Source organism: Streptomyces sp. XM83C, from assembly GCF_023072675.1.
Classification (GTDB): Bacteria; Actinomycetota; Actinomycetes; order Streptomycetales; family Streptomycetaceae; genus Streptomyces; species Streptomyces thermocoprophilus.
On record NZ_JALLGL010000154.1, the window covers coordinates 1 to 15149 of the forward strand.

A 15149-nucleotide genomic window follows, 5' to 3' on the forward strand; every position below is an offset into this window, starting at 1 on the left:
GCTTCCGGGACCTCGGGGGGGCATATTCGTAATTTCATACGGTGATCAGTCCCGCACGCCGTGTCGTCACCGCCCGTACCGTCACCGCTGTCTGCCTCCTGGCCGCCGCGCTCGGCGCCTGCGGCAGCGAGCACCACGCCACCGCTCCCCCGGCCCGTGAGCAGGCCGCCCACCCCGCGCCGTCGGTCGAGGCGTCCCGGCCGCCGACCCTCGCGCCCGGCCCGGCAGGGCTCACGCCCGTGTTCGAGCACGGGCCGCGCGCCGGGCGGGAGAAGACCGTCGCGCTCACCTTCGACGCCGACATGACCGCCGACCAGGGGCCGCGTGCGGCGTCCGGCGAGCGCTTCGACAACCCGGAGCTGATCGCCGCGCTGCGCGCGCTGAAGGTGCCCGCGACGATCTTCATGACCGGCCGGTGGGCCGAGCAGTACCCGGTGCAGGCCCGCACGATCGGCCGCGACCCGCTGTTCGAGATCGCCAACCACTCCTACAGCCACTACGCGTTCACCGGTGACTGCTACGGCCTGCCGACCGTGTCCGCAGAGCGGATGCGGTCCGACGTGGAGCGGGCGTACGCCGCGTTCCGCCGGGCCGGCGTGGGGGACGCGATGCCGTACTTCCGCTTCCCCGGCGGCTGCTACGACCGGCAGGCGCTGAAGGCGCTCAGCGGCACAGGCGTCACGGCCGTGCAGTGGGACGTGGTGGGCGGGGACGCGTTCGCGACGGACGCGGACGCGGTGACCCGGCAGGTGCTGGACGGGGTGCGGCCGGGTTCCGTGGTCGTCCTGCACTGCACACGCAGCGCGGCCCCCACCACCGAGCGCGTCGTGCGCCGGGTCGTACCGGCGCTGCGCGCGCAGGGGTACCGGTTCGTGAAGGTGTCGGAGCTGATCGGCGCGGCCCGGACGGCGGACGCGCACCCGACGGGCACCGCCGCCGGCCCGGCCGCCGCGCCGGCCGCCCGCCGCTGACGCCCTCCGCCGGGCCGTCCGCGCGGCCTACGCTGGAGACATGAGCGACGACTACTGCCTGATCGGCACGGACGAGAAGCCCCCGAAGGCGGACGGTCCGCCGTACGCGGAGTGCGTGCTGTGCCGCGAGCCCACGGAGTACCCGGAGTCGTACAAGGGCATCACCCTCTGCCCGGTCTGCGAGTGGCAGGAGGCCCAGCGCACCGCCTGCTCGGGGTGAGGCCGGTACGGCCGGCGGCGGGGGGCGTACCACCGGGCGGGCCGGGGTGACCTCGGCCCGCTTGGCAGACTGGACGACGTGAACAGTGAAGCGACGCCCGTCAAGGACAGCCCTTTCCGCCCCGAGCGCAGCGACCGCGACACGGCACCGCAGTTCGTGCTGCCCCTGGTCGTACGGATCGAACGCGCCGCCCCTCCCGCCCGCACCGACGCGCTGGAGACCGCCGCGCGTGCCGTGCTGGTGCTGCTCAGCGACGAACGGTCGCAGGGCGGCGGCGAGTGGGCGCAGGCCGTGCGGGACTGGCAGGACGCGCGGATCCGCAAGGTGGTACGGCGGGCACGGGGCGCGGAGTGGCGGCGCGCCGAGGCGCTGCCCGGGATCACCGTGACCGGTGAGACGGCCGAGGTGCGGGTCTTCCCGCCGGTGCCGCTCGACGGCTGGCCGAAGGACCTCGCGCGGCTTCAGGTGTCCGGCACCGACCTGGACGATCCGCAGCCGCCCGCCGCGCCCGCACCCGGCAGGCCCGTGCTGTGGATGAGCCCCGAGGTGGAGATGTCGGCGGGCAAGGCGATGGCCCAGGCCGGGCACGGCGCCCAGCTCGCCTGGTGGGAACTGTCCGGCGAGGAGCGCGCCGCGTGGCGGGACTCCGGCTTCGCCCTGTCGGTGCGCACGGCCGCCCCGGACCGCTGGCGTGAGCTGACGGCGAGCGGGCTGCCGGTGGTGCGGGACGCGGGCTTCACGGAGATCGCACCGGGCAGCTGCACGGTCGTCGCCGACCATCCGGCGCTACGACGCTGAGCGGACGGCGCGGCGGCAGCGGCGGTACGGCGGGCGCGGCGGGGTGGGCGCGCGGGGGTACGGCGAGCGGAGTGGGCGCGGCGAGCACGGCGGGCACGGCGGGCGCGCACGGCAACCTCAAATGTTGCTCTGAACCTTCCCTGCGGGCGGTTGCGCCCGCCGGACGGGGGCCATACCCCTGTCAGCCAGAAGGAGGGGGAGGAACACCATGCGGCGACTGGGTACGGGCATCGGATGGCGGCCGGAGATCGCCGACGCCGTGGAGCGCATGCCGGGCATCGACTGGGTCGAGGTCGTGGCGGAGAACGTGTGCCCCGGCCACCTCCCCGACTCGCTGCGCCGCCTGCGCGACCGGGGCGTGACCGTCGTCCCGCACGGTGTCTCCCTCGGCCTGGGCGGCGCCGACCGCCCCGACGAGGGCCGGCTGCGGGCGCTCGCCGAGCGGGCCGAGGCGCTCGGGTCGCCGCTGGTCACCGAGCACATCGCGTTCGTCCGCGCGGGCGGCCCGCTCACCGCGTCACCGCGCCTGGAGGCGGGCCATCTGCTGCCGGTGCCGCGCACCCGCGACGCCCTCGACGTGCTGTGCGAGAACGTCCGCATCGCCCAGGACGCGCTGCCCGTGCCGCTCGCGGTGGAGAACATCGCCGCGCTGTTCTCCTGGCCGGGTGAGGAGATGACGGAGGGCCAGTTCCTGTACGAGCTGGCCGACCGCACCGGTGTACGGCTGCTCATCGACGTGGCCAACCTGCACACCAACCACGTCAACCGGGGCGAGGACCCGGCGAAGGCGCTCGCCGAGCTTCCGCTGGAGGCCATCGCGTACGTGCATGTCGCGGGCGGCTACGAACGCGACGGCGTCTGGCACGACAGCCACGCCCACCCCGTCCCGGAGCCGGTGCTCGACATCCTCACCGACCTCGCCTTGCGTGTCCGCCCGCCGGGCGTCCTGCTGGAGCGGGACGAGGACTTCCCCGAACCGGCGGAACTGGAAAGGGAGTTGGCGTCCGTTCGGCAGGCGGTGGAGGCGGGCGCGGCGCGGGCCGAGGCGCTCGCCGGCACCTCGGTAAAGGAACAGGACGGCGCGACCGCCGACGCCGCCCCCGAGGGGCTCCACGCCCCCGCCGCCGACGCGGACCGGCAGCGGCTCGCCCTCGCGCAGACGGCACTGCTGTCGGCGCTCGTCGCGGGCACACCCGCACCGGAGGGCTTCGACCGGGCCCGGCTGCGCGTCCAGTCGCGCGCACTGGCCGCCAAGCGGGCCGGAGTGGTCGCGAAGATCGCCCCGGAACTCCCCGAGATCCTCGGCGCCGGATACCGGCCGGCGTTCCTCGCGTACGCCCACGCCCGCCCCATGACCGCGAGCTACCGGCACGACGCCCTCGCCTTCGCCGCGCATCTGCTGCGGGAGGGCCTGGTGCACGAACGGGCGGCCCACCGGCGGCTGCGGGAATGGTGGCTGGACCGGTCGGGCCCCGCCCCGCGCACACACCGCCCGACGGTCCGCCTGGCCCGGGCCACCCGCAGGGTGCTGCTGCGTCGCTGAGGGACCGGCGGGCGGGTGCGGGCGGACCGAGCGGCGCGAGGCATGCTCGGGCATATCGCCGTACCGCTCGTGCGGGCGCACCGCCCGGCGCAGGGCCGGCGGACCCCATCGCGCCAGGTGCGGCACCGCCGTGTCGCCGCACCGGCCGTGTCCCCCTCGCCGTACCCCACACCCGCCGGAATCCGCGCCTTAGTCGGCGCCCCGAGCCCGGCGGGACCGTCGATGCCTCCGGGACGCCGCGTACGCCGAAGCTGTCCGCCCGGTCGCCGCGCGGACGGGCGGGGTGTCGGCGGGCAGTAATATTCGGTGCCGCAAGCAGGAGGGCACCATGCGACCCCGACCCCCCGTACCCGGCCGAGGCATATTCAGCGGCACCGGTCTCATCATCGCCGGCCTCACGGCCACACTCGCCGCCCTGGTGTTCCCGATCTGGTCGTACGCCGACCGGTCCGGCACCCCGGCCGCCACGCTCGAAGCCGAGTCCGTGTCGACGCCGTACGGGCCGCTGTCCGCCCTGGACCGGGACTTCATCATCAAGGTGCGTCTGGCGGGCCTGTGGGAGCTGCCCGCGGGCGGGCTGGCGCTGCGCAAGGGCGGCACCGACGCCGTACGCGTCGCCGGCCGGCATCTGATCGACGGGCACACCTTCCTCGACCAGCGGGTCCGTGATGTCGCCGCCCGGCTCGGGCTCGCGCTGCCGGAGAAGCCGACCGAGCAGCAGCGGGGCTGGCTGGACCAGCTGGTGCGGGAGGAGGGCACGCAGTTCGACCGGACGTTCGCCAATGTGCTGCGCACCTCGCACGGCCGGGTCTTCTCGCTCGTGGCGCAGGTCCGCGCGGGCACCCGGAACACCCTCGTACGCGACCTCGCGAGCGACGCGAACACCACCGTCCTGGACCACATCAAGGTCCTGGAGGACACCGGGCTGGTCGACTTCGACCGGATGGCCCGGGATCTCGCCGAAGCCGGCGCGCCTCAGCCCACCGGAGCCGCCGTACCGCCCGGCCCGGTGCCGGACGCGCCGTCGGCGCTTCCCGCCGAGGTGGGCCCGACGGCGACGGCGAGCCCGTTCACCGACAACGGGACGAACACCGGCACATCGACCGATCCGGGCAATCCCTCGCCGAGTTTCCCGCTGCCGCCGCCGGCCGTCGGCACCCCGCCGAGCGGGGCGGGCGGGACGAACGACTGAACGGCCCCCCGGGACCGACGGAACGTCACATACCGGCGACAATATGTCCGGATGCTGAAAAGCCGTGGCGCGGCACCTCCCCCTGGCATAGAAACGCGGCATGTTCTGGGTTCTTCTCCTGCTGCCGGCCTGGGCGGTCGCCGGTCTCGCATGCACCCGGCTGTGCCTGGCGGCCGTACGGGCAGCGGCGGTCGAGAAGCGGGGCACAGCCCCCGTACGCGCGCACGATCTGACGTTGTACGAGGCGGCGTTCCTCTCCGGCGGTCCCGTCCGGGTCGCCGACCTCACGATGGTGTCGATGGCCCGGCAGCGCCGGCTGCTGCTCGCGCACACCGGGTGGGCGACGGTCGTCGATCCGCACGGCCGGGACGACATCGAACAGTGTGTGATCGGGGCGATAGGCCCCGAGGGCCAGTCGCGCATAGCGCCGGCGCGGGCCGCCGCTGCCGCCGCCGACGCGGTACGTCACCTCGGCGACCGGCTGGTCAGCGCCGGTCTCGCCGTGCCGGACGGGGCGCGTGCGTCGGTCGCCGCCGGCATCCGCCAGGTGCGGCTCGCCTCGGTGGCCGTCGCCGCCCTCGGCGTGACCGCGCTGCTGCTGCCGGTGCCGTCGGAGATGCCGCGCACCCTGATGGCGCTGTGGTTCGCGCTGCCGCTCACCCTCACCCTGAGCTGTCTGGCCATCGCACGGGTCGAGGTGCAGCCGTACACACGGTGGGCGTCCCCGGCCGGGCAACGGCTGCTGGCCGCCCTGGACCGGCGCACGGACGGCCCGGCCGGAGACGACCGCTCCTTCCTCGCCTCCGTCGCCGTACGGGGCATACGGGCGGTCGCCGGGCCGGAGCTGCGGGCCGCGTTCGCCCACCGCGACGCCTACGGGGAACGACCCGTCTGACCCCGGAGGGCGACGGGGCCTCGACGGCCCGGCTCCGGCGGCCGTGACGGACCGGAGGCGAACCCGCCGAACCGCCGAGCCCACCGGACCCTCCCCGCCGCCGGACCCGCCGGGCCGGAGGCCCGAAGGCCTGGGGGCGCGCGGAAGCGTCCGGGGCGCACGGGGGGATCGACGCCGACACCGGCCGGCGGTGCTTGCCTTCCCCCTCCCCCGAACCAACGATCCCTTGTGTCGCCGCCGCGCACGAAAGGGATCCCTCCATGCGAGCTGCCGCTCTCCACTCGCTCGCCGGGTCGTTGCTGCTGACCGCCGTGGCAGCCGCCCCGGCCGGCGGCGCACCGGGCGTCCCCGGCACCGGTACCGGCAGCGGCACCGCCTCCGCCGAGCTGCGCGGCACGATGGTGGCCGCGGCGCGGGCCGCCGAGCAGGGCATCGCCTTCGGCCCCTGCTCCGACGCGCAGGACATGCCGGGCCGCATGGAGTGCGGCACGGTCGAAGTGCCGCTGGACTACGCCGACCCCGACGGCCGGAAGATCCGGCTGACCGTCAGCCGGGTCCAGGCCACCGGACACGACGCGCAGATCGCGCAGCACCCCGTCCCCCGGCAGGGCGCCCTCGTCTTCAACCCCGGCGGTCCCGGCGGCGACGGCCTGTACTTCCCGCTGATCGGCATGCTGCCCCAGTGGAAGCGCATCGCCGCCGCGTACGACCTCATCGGCTACTCACCGCGCGGCGTGGGCCGTTCCGGCCCGCTGTCCTGCCGGGACCCGAAGGAGCTGTTCACAGGGCCGTCCCAGGCGCCGACGCACCCCTCCGAGTCGTACAAGCGGGAACGCATCGCGCAGGCCAAGGCGTACGCACGGGGATGCGCCGCGCGCACCGGCCAGGCCCTGCGGCACTACACGTCCCTCGACAACGCCCGTGACCTGGATGTCCTGCGGGCCGCGCTCGGCGAGAACCGGCTGACGTTCATGGGCGCCTCCTACGGCACCTACTTCGGCGCGCTGTACGCGACGCTGTTCCCCTCCCACGTACGGCGCATGGTGTTCGACGGGGCGGTGAACCCGGCCCCGGACCAGATCTGGTACCGCAACAACCTGCGCCAGTCCGCCGCGTTCGAGGAGCGCTGGGCCGACTTCCGCGCCTGGATCGCCCGCCACGACAAGGAGTACGGCCTCGGCGACACCCCCGAGAAAGTGCTGCGCAGCTACGAACGGGCCCGGGCGGCGCTGTCGGAGCAACCCGCCGGCGGGAAGGTCGGGCCGGGCCAGTTGCAGGCCGCCATGCTGCGGGCCGCGTACTACGACGACTACTGGCCGCACCGCGCGCACGCCCTGTCCGCCTACCTCATGGGCGACCCCCGGCCGCTCGTCGAACAGGCTGCGCCCGTTGCGGAGGCCGCCGCCGAGGCGGAGAACGCCGACGCCGTGTACACGGCCGTCGAGTGCAACGACGCGCCCTGGCCGACGGACTTCCGCGTCTGGGACCGCGACAACACCCGCCTCGCGCGCCTCGCACCCTTCGAGACCTGGGACAACGTATGGGCCAACCTGCCCTGCGCCTACTGGCCCGCGCCCCGGCAGCAGCCCCTCGACGTGCGGACCGGGCCCGGTGAACTGCCGCCCGTCCTGATCCTCGCCGCCGAACGGGACGCCGCCGCGCCCTACGACGGGGCGCTGGAGATGCACCGGCGGCTGTCGGGTTCGGTGCTGGTCACCGAACGGGACACCGGCACGCACGGCATCGCCTTCGGCGCCAACCGGTGCGTCAACGGCCACCTGGAGGCGTACCTGCTGGAGGGGCGGCTGCCGCAGCAGGACGCGCAGCCGGTACGGCGGACGGCGTGCGCGCCGCGCCCGGAGCCGAAGCCGACACCGACGGCGACGGCGACACCGGTGCCGACGCCGTAGCGGGCGCGGACGCCGACGGCCGTACGGAAGGCATCCGTACGGCCGGAAAAGGCGGCGTGTGACTCAGGCGAGGCCGGCGACCAGCTCCGCGACGTCCTTGCGGCGGCCCGTGAAGAACGGCACCTCCTCGCGGACGTGCATCCGAGCCTCCGAGCCGCGCAGGTGACGCATCAGGTCGACGATGCGGTACAGCTCGTCCGCCTCGAACGCCAGGATCCACTCGTAGTCGCCCAGCGAGAACGAGGCGACCGTGTTGGCGCGCACGTCCGGGAAGCCGCGGGCCATCTTGCCGTGGTCGGCGAGCATACGGCGGCGGTCCTCGTCCGGCAGCAGATACCAGTCGTAGGAGCGGACGAACGGGTAGACGCTCACATAGTTGCGGGGCGTCTCGTCGGCGAGGAACGCCGGGATGTGCGAGCGGTTGAACTCGGCGGGCCGGTGCAGCGCCATGTTCGACCAGACCGGCGTCAGGGCGCGGCCCAGCTTCGTGCGGCGGAAGAGGTTGTACGCCTCCTGGAGCTGGTCGCTGGTCTCCGCGTGCCACCAGATCATCAGGTCGGCGTCGGCGCGCAGGCCGGACACGTCGTACGTGCCGCGGATCGTCACGTCCTTCGCGGCGAGCTGGTCGAACAGCTCCTGGACTTCCTCGGCGTACCCCGAGCGGTCCTCGGGCAGCACGTCCTTCAGCTTGAAGACGGACCACAGCGTGTAGCGGATGACCTCGTTGAGGTCCTTGGCCAGCTTGCCCTTGTTCGGGATGCGCTCGTCACTCATGGTCCTATTCTCCCGCTCCGCCGTGCAGGCTCTGCACCGGGTGGGCGGTGAGCTGCTGCACACCCGTGAGATCGCCCGCGAGCTGGTCGACAGCCGCGTACGCGCTCGCGATGCACGCCGGGATGCCCACACCGTCGTACGGCGCGCCGCACACCGCGAGCCCCGGCAGCTCCGCGACGAGCGCGCGGATACGGGCCACGCGCGCGTGGTGCCCGACCGGGTACTGGGGCAGGCCGTCGTCCCAGCGGACGACGCGGGTCTCCAGCGGTACGGCGTCCAGGCCGGTGGCCTCCTTCAGATCACGCCGGGAGACGTCGACGAGGTCGGCGTCGTCGCGGCGCAGGATCTCCGTCTCCCCGTACCGCCCCACGGAGGTGCGGACGACCACGACGTCCGGGTCCTGCTCGGCGATCCACCCCCACTTGTTCGACGCGAACGTGGACGCCTTGATGGTGTGCCCGTCGACCGGCGGTACGAGGAAGCCGCTGCTGCCGGCCGGCAGGGCGCCCTCCGCGTCCTTCCTGCGGAAGGCGAGGGTGATCAGCGCCATCGACGCGTACTCGATGCTCTTCAGCTCGGCCGCGGCCTGCGGGGACACGGCGCCGAGGAGCCGGGCGGCGGCCCCGGCGGGCGTGGCGAGGACGACGGCGTCCGCGCGCAGCACGCGGTCACCGGCGGTGATGTTCCAGCCGCCGTCCGGTGTCCGGTCGAGGGCGGTCACCGGGGTGCCGGTGAGGATCTCGGCACCGCGGGCGCGGAGCGAGTCCGCGAGGGCGAGGGGCAGGCTCCCGATACCGCCGCGGATCCCCATGAACACGGGCGGGGCGGGCGTCACGGCCTGCGCGTTCTGCCGGGCCTGGATCTCGCGGACCGCCTCCGTGAGGGAGGAGTGAGTCCGAGCGGCCTCGAAGAGCTGCGGGACAGCCATGCGCATCGAGAGGCGGTACGCGTCACCGGCGTACACCCCGCCGAGGAGGGGCTCCACAAGACGGTCGACGACCTCACGGCCGACACGCGCCGCGACATACGCGCCGACGGCCACGTCCTCGCCGACCTCGGTAGGGGGCAGCTCCGCGTCGCGCTCCACGCGGGCCAGGCCCTCCGGCGACAGCACCCCGGCGAGGGCACTCGCGGCGCCGGGCACGCCCATGATGTGGCCCTTCGGCATGGGACGCAGGGTGTCACGGGTCCAGAGGGAGGCGGACGCGGTGGCCGGCGGCTCCAGCCGCTCGGTGAGGCCGGCCTCCCGGGCGAGGGCCACCGCCTCCGGCCGCCGGGCCAGCATCGACTCGGCACCGAGGTCCACCCGGACACCGGCGATCTCGCCGGGCAGCAACTTGCCGCCGACCCGCTCGGAGGCCTCCAGCACGGTGACGCGCGGGGGATGTCCGGCGGGCGTCCCACCGAGGAGGCGGTGGGCAGCGGCAAGACCGGCGATACCGGCACCGATGACAACGACGTGGCGTGCTCCGCTCATACCCCCACCTTCTCAAAACGGACCCGGCGGTTCGATGTGGGGGTGGGGGGGCGCTCGGCGCAGGTATGGGGCAGGGGGCCCGCACGCTCAGGGGCCTGGAAGATCGGAAGCGAGCGGCCCGCACGGCAACCTTCCAGCCCACGGCCGCACCCGTGCCCCACCACCCGTCAACCCACGCCGCAGGGACGAACGGTGCCCGGACCCGCCCCGCCGGGCGACGGCCGGGGCAGGGACGCAGGCCGGGCCCGTCCCATCCAGCGGCGCCGGGAACTGCGCAAGTCGCTCTCGCCGCGCCGCAGGTGGGCGTCGGCACCGTAGCGTGGGCGTATGAGCAGACTCGTCGTCATCGGTGCCGACGCCGCCGGTATGTCCGCGGCCTCGCAGGCCCGCCGTATGCTCCCCGCGGACCGGCTGGACATCGTCGCGTTCGAGCGCGGCCACTTCGCCTCGTACTCCGCCTGCGGCATCCCGTACTGGGTCGGCGGCCAGGTCACCGACAGGGACGCGCTGATCGCCCGTACCCCGCAGGAGCACCGCGCCCGCGGCATCGACCTGCGGATGCGCACCGAGGTCACCGAGATCGACCCGGCCCGGCAGCGTGTCCAGGCCGTGGATCTGGAGTCGGGAAGGGAGTACTGGACGTCGTACGACCATCTCGTCATCGCGACCGGCGCCCGCCCGGTCCGCCCGCCGATGCCGGGCATCGACGCGCCCGGCGTGCACGGGGTGCAGTCCCTGGACGACGGACAGGCCCTGCTCGACACCCTGGACGGCAACCGCGGCCGGCGCGCGGTCGTCGTCGGCGCCGGGTACATCGGCGTGGAGATGGCGGAGGCGCTGATCAACCGCGGCTACGAGGTGACCGTCGTCAACCGCGGCCCGGAGCCGATGGCGACGCTGGATCCGGACATGGGCCGTCTGGTGCACACGGCGATGGAGGGCCTCGGCATCACGATGGTCGGCGACGCCGAGGTGTCCGCGATCCTCACGGGTGAGGACGGCAGGGTGCGGGGCGTGGCCACCAAGGACGCCGAGTACCCCGCCGATGTCGTGGTGCTCGGCATCGGGGTCCGGCCGGAGACCTCACTGTCCGCGGCGGCCGGTCTGCCGCTCGGCGCGCACGGCGGTCTGCTCACGGACCGGGCGATGCGGGTGCGGGGCCACGAGAACATCTGGGCCGGCGGGGACTGCGTGGAGGTGCTGGACCTGGTGTCGGGGCAGGAGCGGCACATCGCGCTCGGCACCCACGCCAACAAGCACGGCCAGGTCATCGGTACGAACGTCGGAGGCGGTTACGCCACGTTCCCGGGCGTGGTGGGCACGGCGGTCAGCAAGGTGTGCGATCTGGAGATCGCCCGGACGGGTCTGCGGGAGAAGGACGCGCGGAGGGTCGGGCTGAAGTTCGAGACGGTGACGGTGGAGTCGACGAGCCGCGCCGGGTACTACCCCGGCGCGGCTCCGATGACGGTGAAGATGCTCGCCGAGCACCGCACCGGCCGGCTGCTGGGTGTGCAGATCGTCGGCCGTGAGGGCGCCGCGAAGCGTGTGGACGTCGCGGCAGTGGCCCTGACGGCGGGTCTGACGGTGGAGCAGATGACGGCCCTGGACCTGGGATACGCTCCGCCGTTCTCACCGGTGTGGGATCCCGTGCTGGTGGCGGCGAGGAAGGCCGCGGCCAAGGTCCGGTCCCGAACCGGCCACACCGGCTAGGCAGCTGGACCGGTCGGACCGCCTGAACCACTCAGATGGGCCGAGACCACCCGGACCAGCCAAGCCATCCACCCGCGCCCCCCTATCCGGCGCTGCCCCCACTGACCCTCGGCAGAGCCGACACCGCGGCCGGCTGCTCCCCCGCGGGCCGGGCGTGCGCGGCTGATGCGCGGGCGGAGCGCAGGCGATGGCTGACCGCCTCGTCGAGGGTCACCGGGCGCTGCATCTGCGCGGCGAGACGGCCGGCTTCCTGGCCGAGCCTCGCCACGTCCTCCCACGGCAGCCGTACGACGAGGGAGAGTTCCGCCTCGCCGTCGGGCAGGGCCTGCATCGCCGGTGTCGCGGTCGTGGTCTGTTCGGTCATCGCCTGTTCCTCCCGTCGTCGCCGGGGCACGTCGGAGCCGCGTCCCGGCCGTCGGGGAGTGATACGGCGGCGGGGGCGCGGATGTTCACCGATTCGCGCCGCGCAGGGCGGGCAGTAGTTTCTCGTGGTCATCCCCGTCCATGACGTGAACCCGGTCCGCCGTACTCCCTGGGTGACGTACGCGCTGATCGCCGCGAACGTGCTCGTCTTCCTGTTCACGCCCGGCCTGGCCGGTTCGGTGGCCGGGGAGTCGAGCCTGGCCCAGTCGTGTCATCTGCACGCGTTCCTTCAGCACTGGGCGGCGGTGCCGCAGGAACTGATCCACCATCGGATGCCACGGCTGGTGCCGACGGGCGACGTGGGGATCGGTGTGCAGGGCGCGGGGTGTGTGGTGGCTCCGCCGTCGTACGACAAGTCGCCGGTGCTGAGCGTGTTCACGGCGATGTTCCTGCACGGCAGCTGGCTGCATCTGCTGGGCAACATGCTGTTCCTGCTGATCTTCGGCAACAACGTCGAGGACCGTATGGGCCACGTCGGTTTCACGCTGTTCTATGTGGCGTGCGGCTATGTGGCGTCGTACGGCTTCGCTTTCCTGAACGCCGAGTCGGCCGACCCGCTGATCGGCGCGTCCGGGGCGATCGCCGGGGTGCTGGGCGCCTATCTGGTGCTGTATCCGAGGGCGCGGGTGTGGGTGCTGGTGCCGTTCCTGATCTTTTTGCCGCTGCGGTTGCCGGCCTGGCTGGTGCTGGGCTTCTGGTTCGTGCTTCAGGCGGTGTACTCGGCCGGTGAGGGCGTGTCCGACGCGGGGACGGTGGCGTACGCGGCGCACATCGTGGGTTTCCTGGCCGGGATGGCGCTGGCGTGGCCGCTCAAGCCGGGCACGCCGCCGCCTCCGGAGCCGCGCGGTCTGCTGTTCGGCAGGAACGCGCGGCCCCGCCGGACGTGGTAGGCGTCGCCAGGTTCAGCGGGCGCTGTGCTCGTGGACGTACTCCACGAGGCGGGTGAGCGCGTCGGGGTCGGTGGACGGCATGACGCCGTGCCCGAGGTTGAAGACATGGCCCTCCAGCCCGGCGGCGGCCTGGAGCACCTCGCGGGTCTTGGCCTCGACGGCCTCCGTCGGGGCGAACAGGACGGTCGGGTCGAGGTTGCCCTGGAGCGCCTTGCCGGGTCCGACGCGGCGGGCGGCCTCGTCGAGGGGGACACGCCAGTCGACGCCGACGACGTCGGCGCCGGCCTCGCCCATGAGGCCGAGCAGTTCGCCGGTGCCGACGCCGAAGTGGATGCGCGGCACGCCGTATTCCTCGACGGCGCGGAACACCTTCGCGGACGCGGGCAGCACGGAGCGGCGGTAGTCGGCGGGGGCGAGGGCGCCCGCCCAGGAGTCGAAGAGCTGCACGGCGCTCGCGCCGGCCTCGATCTGCACCTTCAGGAAGGCGGCGGTGATGTCGGCGAGGCGGTCCAGCAGGTCGGCCCACAGCTCGGGGTCGCCGTACATCATCGCCTTGGCGTTCTCGTACGTGCGGGACGGGCCGCCCTCGACGAGGTAGCTCGCGAGGGTGAAGGGGGCACCGGCGAAGCCGATCAGCGGGGTGGGGCCCAGCTCGGCCGTGAGCATGCCGACGGCCTCGGTGACGTACGAGACGTCCTCGGGGGTGAGGTCGCGCAGCCGGGCCAGGTCGGCGCGGGTACGGACGGGCTGCTCCACGACGGGGCCGACGCCCGGCTTGATGTCGAGGTCGATACCGATGGCCTTCAGCGGTACGACGATGTCGCTGAAGTAGATCGCGGCGTCCACGCCGTGCCGGCGCACCGGCTGGAGGGTGATCTCGGTGACCAGGTCGGGCCGCATGCACGAGTCGAGCATGCCGACGCCCTCGCGGACCTTGCGGTACTCGGGCAGGGAGCGCCCGGCCTGCCGCATGAACCACACCGGGGTGTGCGGGACCGGTTCACGGCGGCACGCCTTCAGGAAGGGGCTGTCGTACGTCGCTGTCGGCTGCTTGCCCGTGGGGCTTCCGTTGGCACTCACGTCGGCAAGTCTCGCACGACAGCACACTCGCTCCGGCCGCGCCCGGCCTTTACGCCCTTGGCCGAGGAGGGGTGTCTTGCCCGCCGCGACGGCCCTGTTCCCCTTACTCTTCCCGGCATGGCTGCGGCACAGGGACGACTGTCGGACGGCGCTGGCGGAATGGACGAGGCTAAGGACACCAACGAAGAGGCCCTCGGGGGCACACCGGTTCCGCTGCCCTTCCGGGCCGCGGTGGACGCTTTGCGCGCGGCGCGGCTGCGCCCGCAGATCGAGATCGAGTCGACCCCGCCGCCGAAGCGGCTCGCGCCGTTCGCGTACGCGATGGAGGCCACCGTCGTCGACGGCGATCAGGATCTCGCCGACGGGCGGCTGGTGCTGCTGCACGATCCGGCGGGGCACGACGCGTGGCGGGGCACGTTCCGGCTGGTGACGCTGGTGCGGGCGGAGCTGGAGCCGGAAATGGCGGCCGATCCGCTGCTGCCGGAGGTGTGCTGGTCGTGGCTGACGGGCGCGCTTCAGGCGCGTGGGCTGACGTACGGGGAGCCCAGCGGCACGGTGACAAGGGCCGGCTCGCACTACTTCGGTGGGCTGTCGGCGCGGCCGGCCGTCTCCCAGATCGAGATCCGGGCGTCTTGGACGCCGAGGGAAGGGCTGGGTGGGGTCCCGGACGCGGGGGCGCATCTGGCGTCCTGGTGTGACCTGCTGGCCCAGGTCGCGGGGCTGCCGCCGGCTGCGCCGGGAGATGCGTCGGTGGTCACGCTGCCTCAGCGCCGGGGGCCGCAGGCGCACTGACGCCCCGCACCGGCGGGTGGGTGACGCCGGTTTGCGCAGGTCCCCGCGCCTTTTTCACCGGCGTGCCGGTGAGGGGCTTTTTCGCAGTTCCCCGCGCCCCCTTTCACCGGGGTGCCGGTGAGGGCCTTTTGCGCAGGTCCCCGCGCCCCTTGTCGGGGGCCTGGGGTTCGTTGTTCACCGCGGGCCGGTGGGGGCTTGGCGCGCAGTTCCCCGCGCCCCTGAAGGCCTGCGGCATCGTTTCCACCTGCGGGCCGGTGGGGGGCATTCGCGCAGTTCCCCGCGCCCCTTCGTCTGGCGGGGCCATCACTTCCACCTGCGGGCCGGTGGGGGCCTGGGGTTCGTTGTTCACCGCGGGCCGGTGGGGGCTTGGCGCGCAGTTCCCCGCGCCCCTGATGCCTGCGGCGGCCCGTTTCGATGGGTGCGTGGCTGGTGTAGCGCCAGCCGGCCGGTGGGTGGGACGGGGGCGCGCCGGGG

Annotated in this window: 14 protein-coding genes; 10 read left to right on the forward strand and 4 right to left on the reverse strand. The window is 73.8% G+C overall.

The window, feature by feature from the left end; all coding sequences use genetic code 11:
- The first annotated feature begins 41 nt into the window (after positions 1-41).
- The 7 genes from MTQ10_RS18160 to MTQ10_RS18190 all read left to right on the forward strand — a co-directional run bounded on the left by MTQ10_RS18160 (position 42) and on the right by MTQ10_RS18190 (position 7529).
- Entirely contained in the window at positions 42-971 is a 930-nt protein-coding gene (locus MTQ10_RS18160) for a polysaccharide deacetylase family protein (protein ID WP_247469392.1), read from the forward strand.
- 40 nt (positions 972-1011) lie between these two features.
- Complete coding sequence (locus MTQ10_RS18165) at positions 1012-1191, forward strand: hypothetical protein (RefSeq protein WP_247469394.1); 180 nt, start codon at positions 1012-1014, stop codon at positions 1189-1191.
- 78 nt (positions 1192-1269) lie between these two features.
- On the forward strand, positions 1270-1989 hold the full coding sequence (locus MTQ10_RS18170) for an aminoacyl-tRNA hydrolase (RefSeq protein ID WP_247469396.1): 720 nt from the start codon (positions 1270-1272) through the stop codon (positions 1987-1989).
- Positions 1990-2197: 208 nt separating this feature from the next.
- The gene (locus MTQ10_RS18175; protein WP_247469398.1) at positions 2198-3532 is read left to right on the forward strand and encodes a DUF692 domain-containing protein; all 1335 of its coding nucleotides are present in this window, start codon (positions 2198-2200) and stop codon (positions 3530-3532) included.
- Positions 3533-3860: 328 nt separating this feature from the next.
- Positions 3861-4724, forward strand: coding sequence for a DUF4142 domain-containing protein (locus tag MTQ10_RS18180; RefSeq protein WP_247469400.1), 864 nt, complete (start codon positions 3861-3863; stop codon positions 4722-4724).
- 100 nt (positions 4725-4824) lie between these two features.
- Positions 4825-5619, forward strand: a complete 795-nt coding sequence (locus tag MTQ10_RS18185; protein WP_247469402.1) for a TIGR04222 domain-containing membrane protein — start codon at positions 4825-4827, stop codon at positions 5617-5619.
- Between the two features lie 260 nt (positions 5620-5879).
- The gene (locus MTQ10_RS18190; RefSeq protein WP_247469404.1) at positions 5880-7529 is read left to right on the forward strand and encodes an alpha/beta hydrolase; all 1650 of its coding nucleotides are present in this window, start codon (positions 5880-5882) and stop codon (positions 7527-7529) included.
- 63 nt (positions 7530-7592) lie between these two features.
- Here the strand turns inward: MTQ10_RS18190 and hemQ are convergent, their stop codons facing one another.
- Positions 7593-8303 carry a hydrogen peroxide-dependent heme synthase gene (gene hemQ / locus MTQ10_RS18195; RefSeq protein ID WP_247469405.1) on the reverse strand — a complete coding sequence of 237 codons (711 nt, stop codon included), beginning with the start codon at positions 8301-8303 and terminating at the stop codon, positions 7593-7595.
- A 4-nt stretch (positions 8304-8307) separates the two neighbouring features.
- On the reverse strand, positions 8308-9780 hold the full coding sequence (gene hemG / locus MTQ10_RS18200; RefSeq protein WP_247469408.1) for a protoporphyrinogen oxidase: 1473 nt from the start codon (positions 9778-9780) through the stop codon (positions 8308-8310).
- A gap of 327 nt (positions 9781-10107) precedes the next feature.
- On the opposite strand from hemG, the gene MTQ10_RS18205 reads away from it, so the two are divergent.
- A complete protein-coding gene (locus MTQ10_RS18205; RefSeq protein WP_247469410.1) occupies positions 10108-11490 on the forward strand; it encodes an FAD-dependent oxidoreductase in 1383 nt (460 codons plus the stop codon).
- Between the two features lie 82 nt (positions 11491-11572).
- Here the strand turns inward: MTQ10_RS18205 and MTQ10_RS18210 are convergent, their stop codons facing one another.
- Entirely contained in the window at positions 11573-11854 is a 282-nt protein-coding gene (locus tag MTQ10_RS18210; protein WP_247469411.1) for a hypothetical protein, read from the reverse strand.
- A gap of 124 nt (positions 11855-11978) precedes the next feature.
- Between MTQ10_RS18210 and MTQ10_RS18215 the strand changes: the two genes are divergently transcribed.
- Complete coding sequence (locus MTQ10_RS18215) at positions 11979-12803, forward strand: rhomboid family intramembrane serine protease (protein WP_247469413.1); 825 nt, start codon at positions 11979-11981, stop codon at positions 12801-12803.
- 12 nt (positions 12804-12815) lie between these two features.
- Here MTQ10_RS18215 and hemE read toward each other — a convergent pair whose 3' ends face one another.
- Entirely contained in the window at positions 12816-13883 is a 1068-nt protein-coding gene (gene hemE / locus MTQ10_RS18220) for a uroporphyrinogen decarboxylase (protein ID WP_247469415.1), read from the reverse strand.
- Between the two features lie 117 nt (positions 13884-14000).
- On the opposite strand from hemE, the gene MTQ10_RS18225 reads away from it, so the two are divergent.
- Positions 14001-14675, forward strand: coding sequence for a DUF3000 domain-containing protein (locus MTQ10_RS18225; RefSeq protein ID WP_247469416.1), 675 nt, complete (start codon positions 14001-14003; stop codon positions 14673-14675).
- Positions 14676-15149: the final 474 nt, after the last annotated feature.

Coding starts and splice junctions, on each gene's coding strand:
- MTQ10_RS18165 (WP_247469394.1), top strand. CDS start 1,012: ATGAGCGACGACTACTGCCTGATCGGCACGGACGAGAAGCCCCCGAAG.
- MTQ10_RS18175 (WP_247469398.1), top strand. CDS start 2,198: ATGCGGCGACTGGGTACGGGCATCGGATGGCGGCCGGAGATCGCCGAC.
- MTQ10_RS18180 (WP_247469400.1), top strand. CDS start 3,861: ATGCGACCCCGACCCCCCGTACCCGGCCGAGGCATATTCAGCGGCACC.
- MTQ10_RS18185 (WP_247469402.1), top strand. CDS start 4,825: ATGTTCTGGGTTCTTCTCCTGCTGCCGGCCTGGGCGGTCGCCGGTCTC.
- MTQ10_RS18190 (WP_247469404.1), top strand. CDS start 5,880: ATGCGAGCTGCCGCTCTCCACTCGCTCGCCGGGTCGTTGCTGCTGACC.
- hemQ (WP_247469405.1), bottom strand. CDS start 8,303: ATGAGTGACGAGCGCATCCCGAACAAGGGCAAGCTGGCCAAGGACCTC.
- hemG (WP_247469408.1), bottom strand. CDS start 9,780: ATGAGCGGAGCACGCCACGTCGTTGTCATCGGTGCCGGTATCGCCGGT.
- MTQ10_RS18205 (WP_247469410.1), top strand. CDS start 10,108: ATGAGCAGACTCGTCGTCATCGGTGCCGACGCCGCCGGTATGTCCGCG.
- MTQ10_RS18210 (WP_247469411.1), bottom strand. CDS start 11,854: ATGACCGAACAGACCACGACCGCGACACCGGCGATGCAGGCCCTGCCC.
- MTQ10_RS18225 (WP_247469416.1), top strand. CDS start 14,001: ATGGCTGCGGCACAGGGACGACTGTCGGACGGCGCTGGCGGAATGGAC.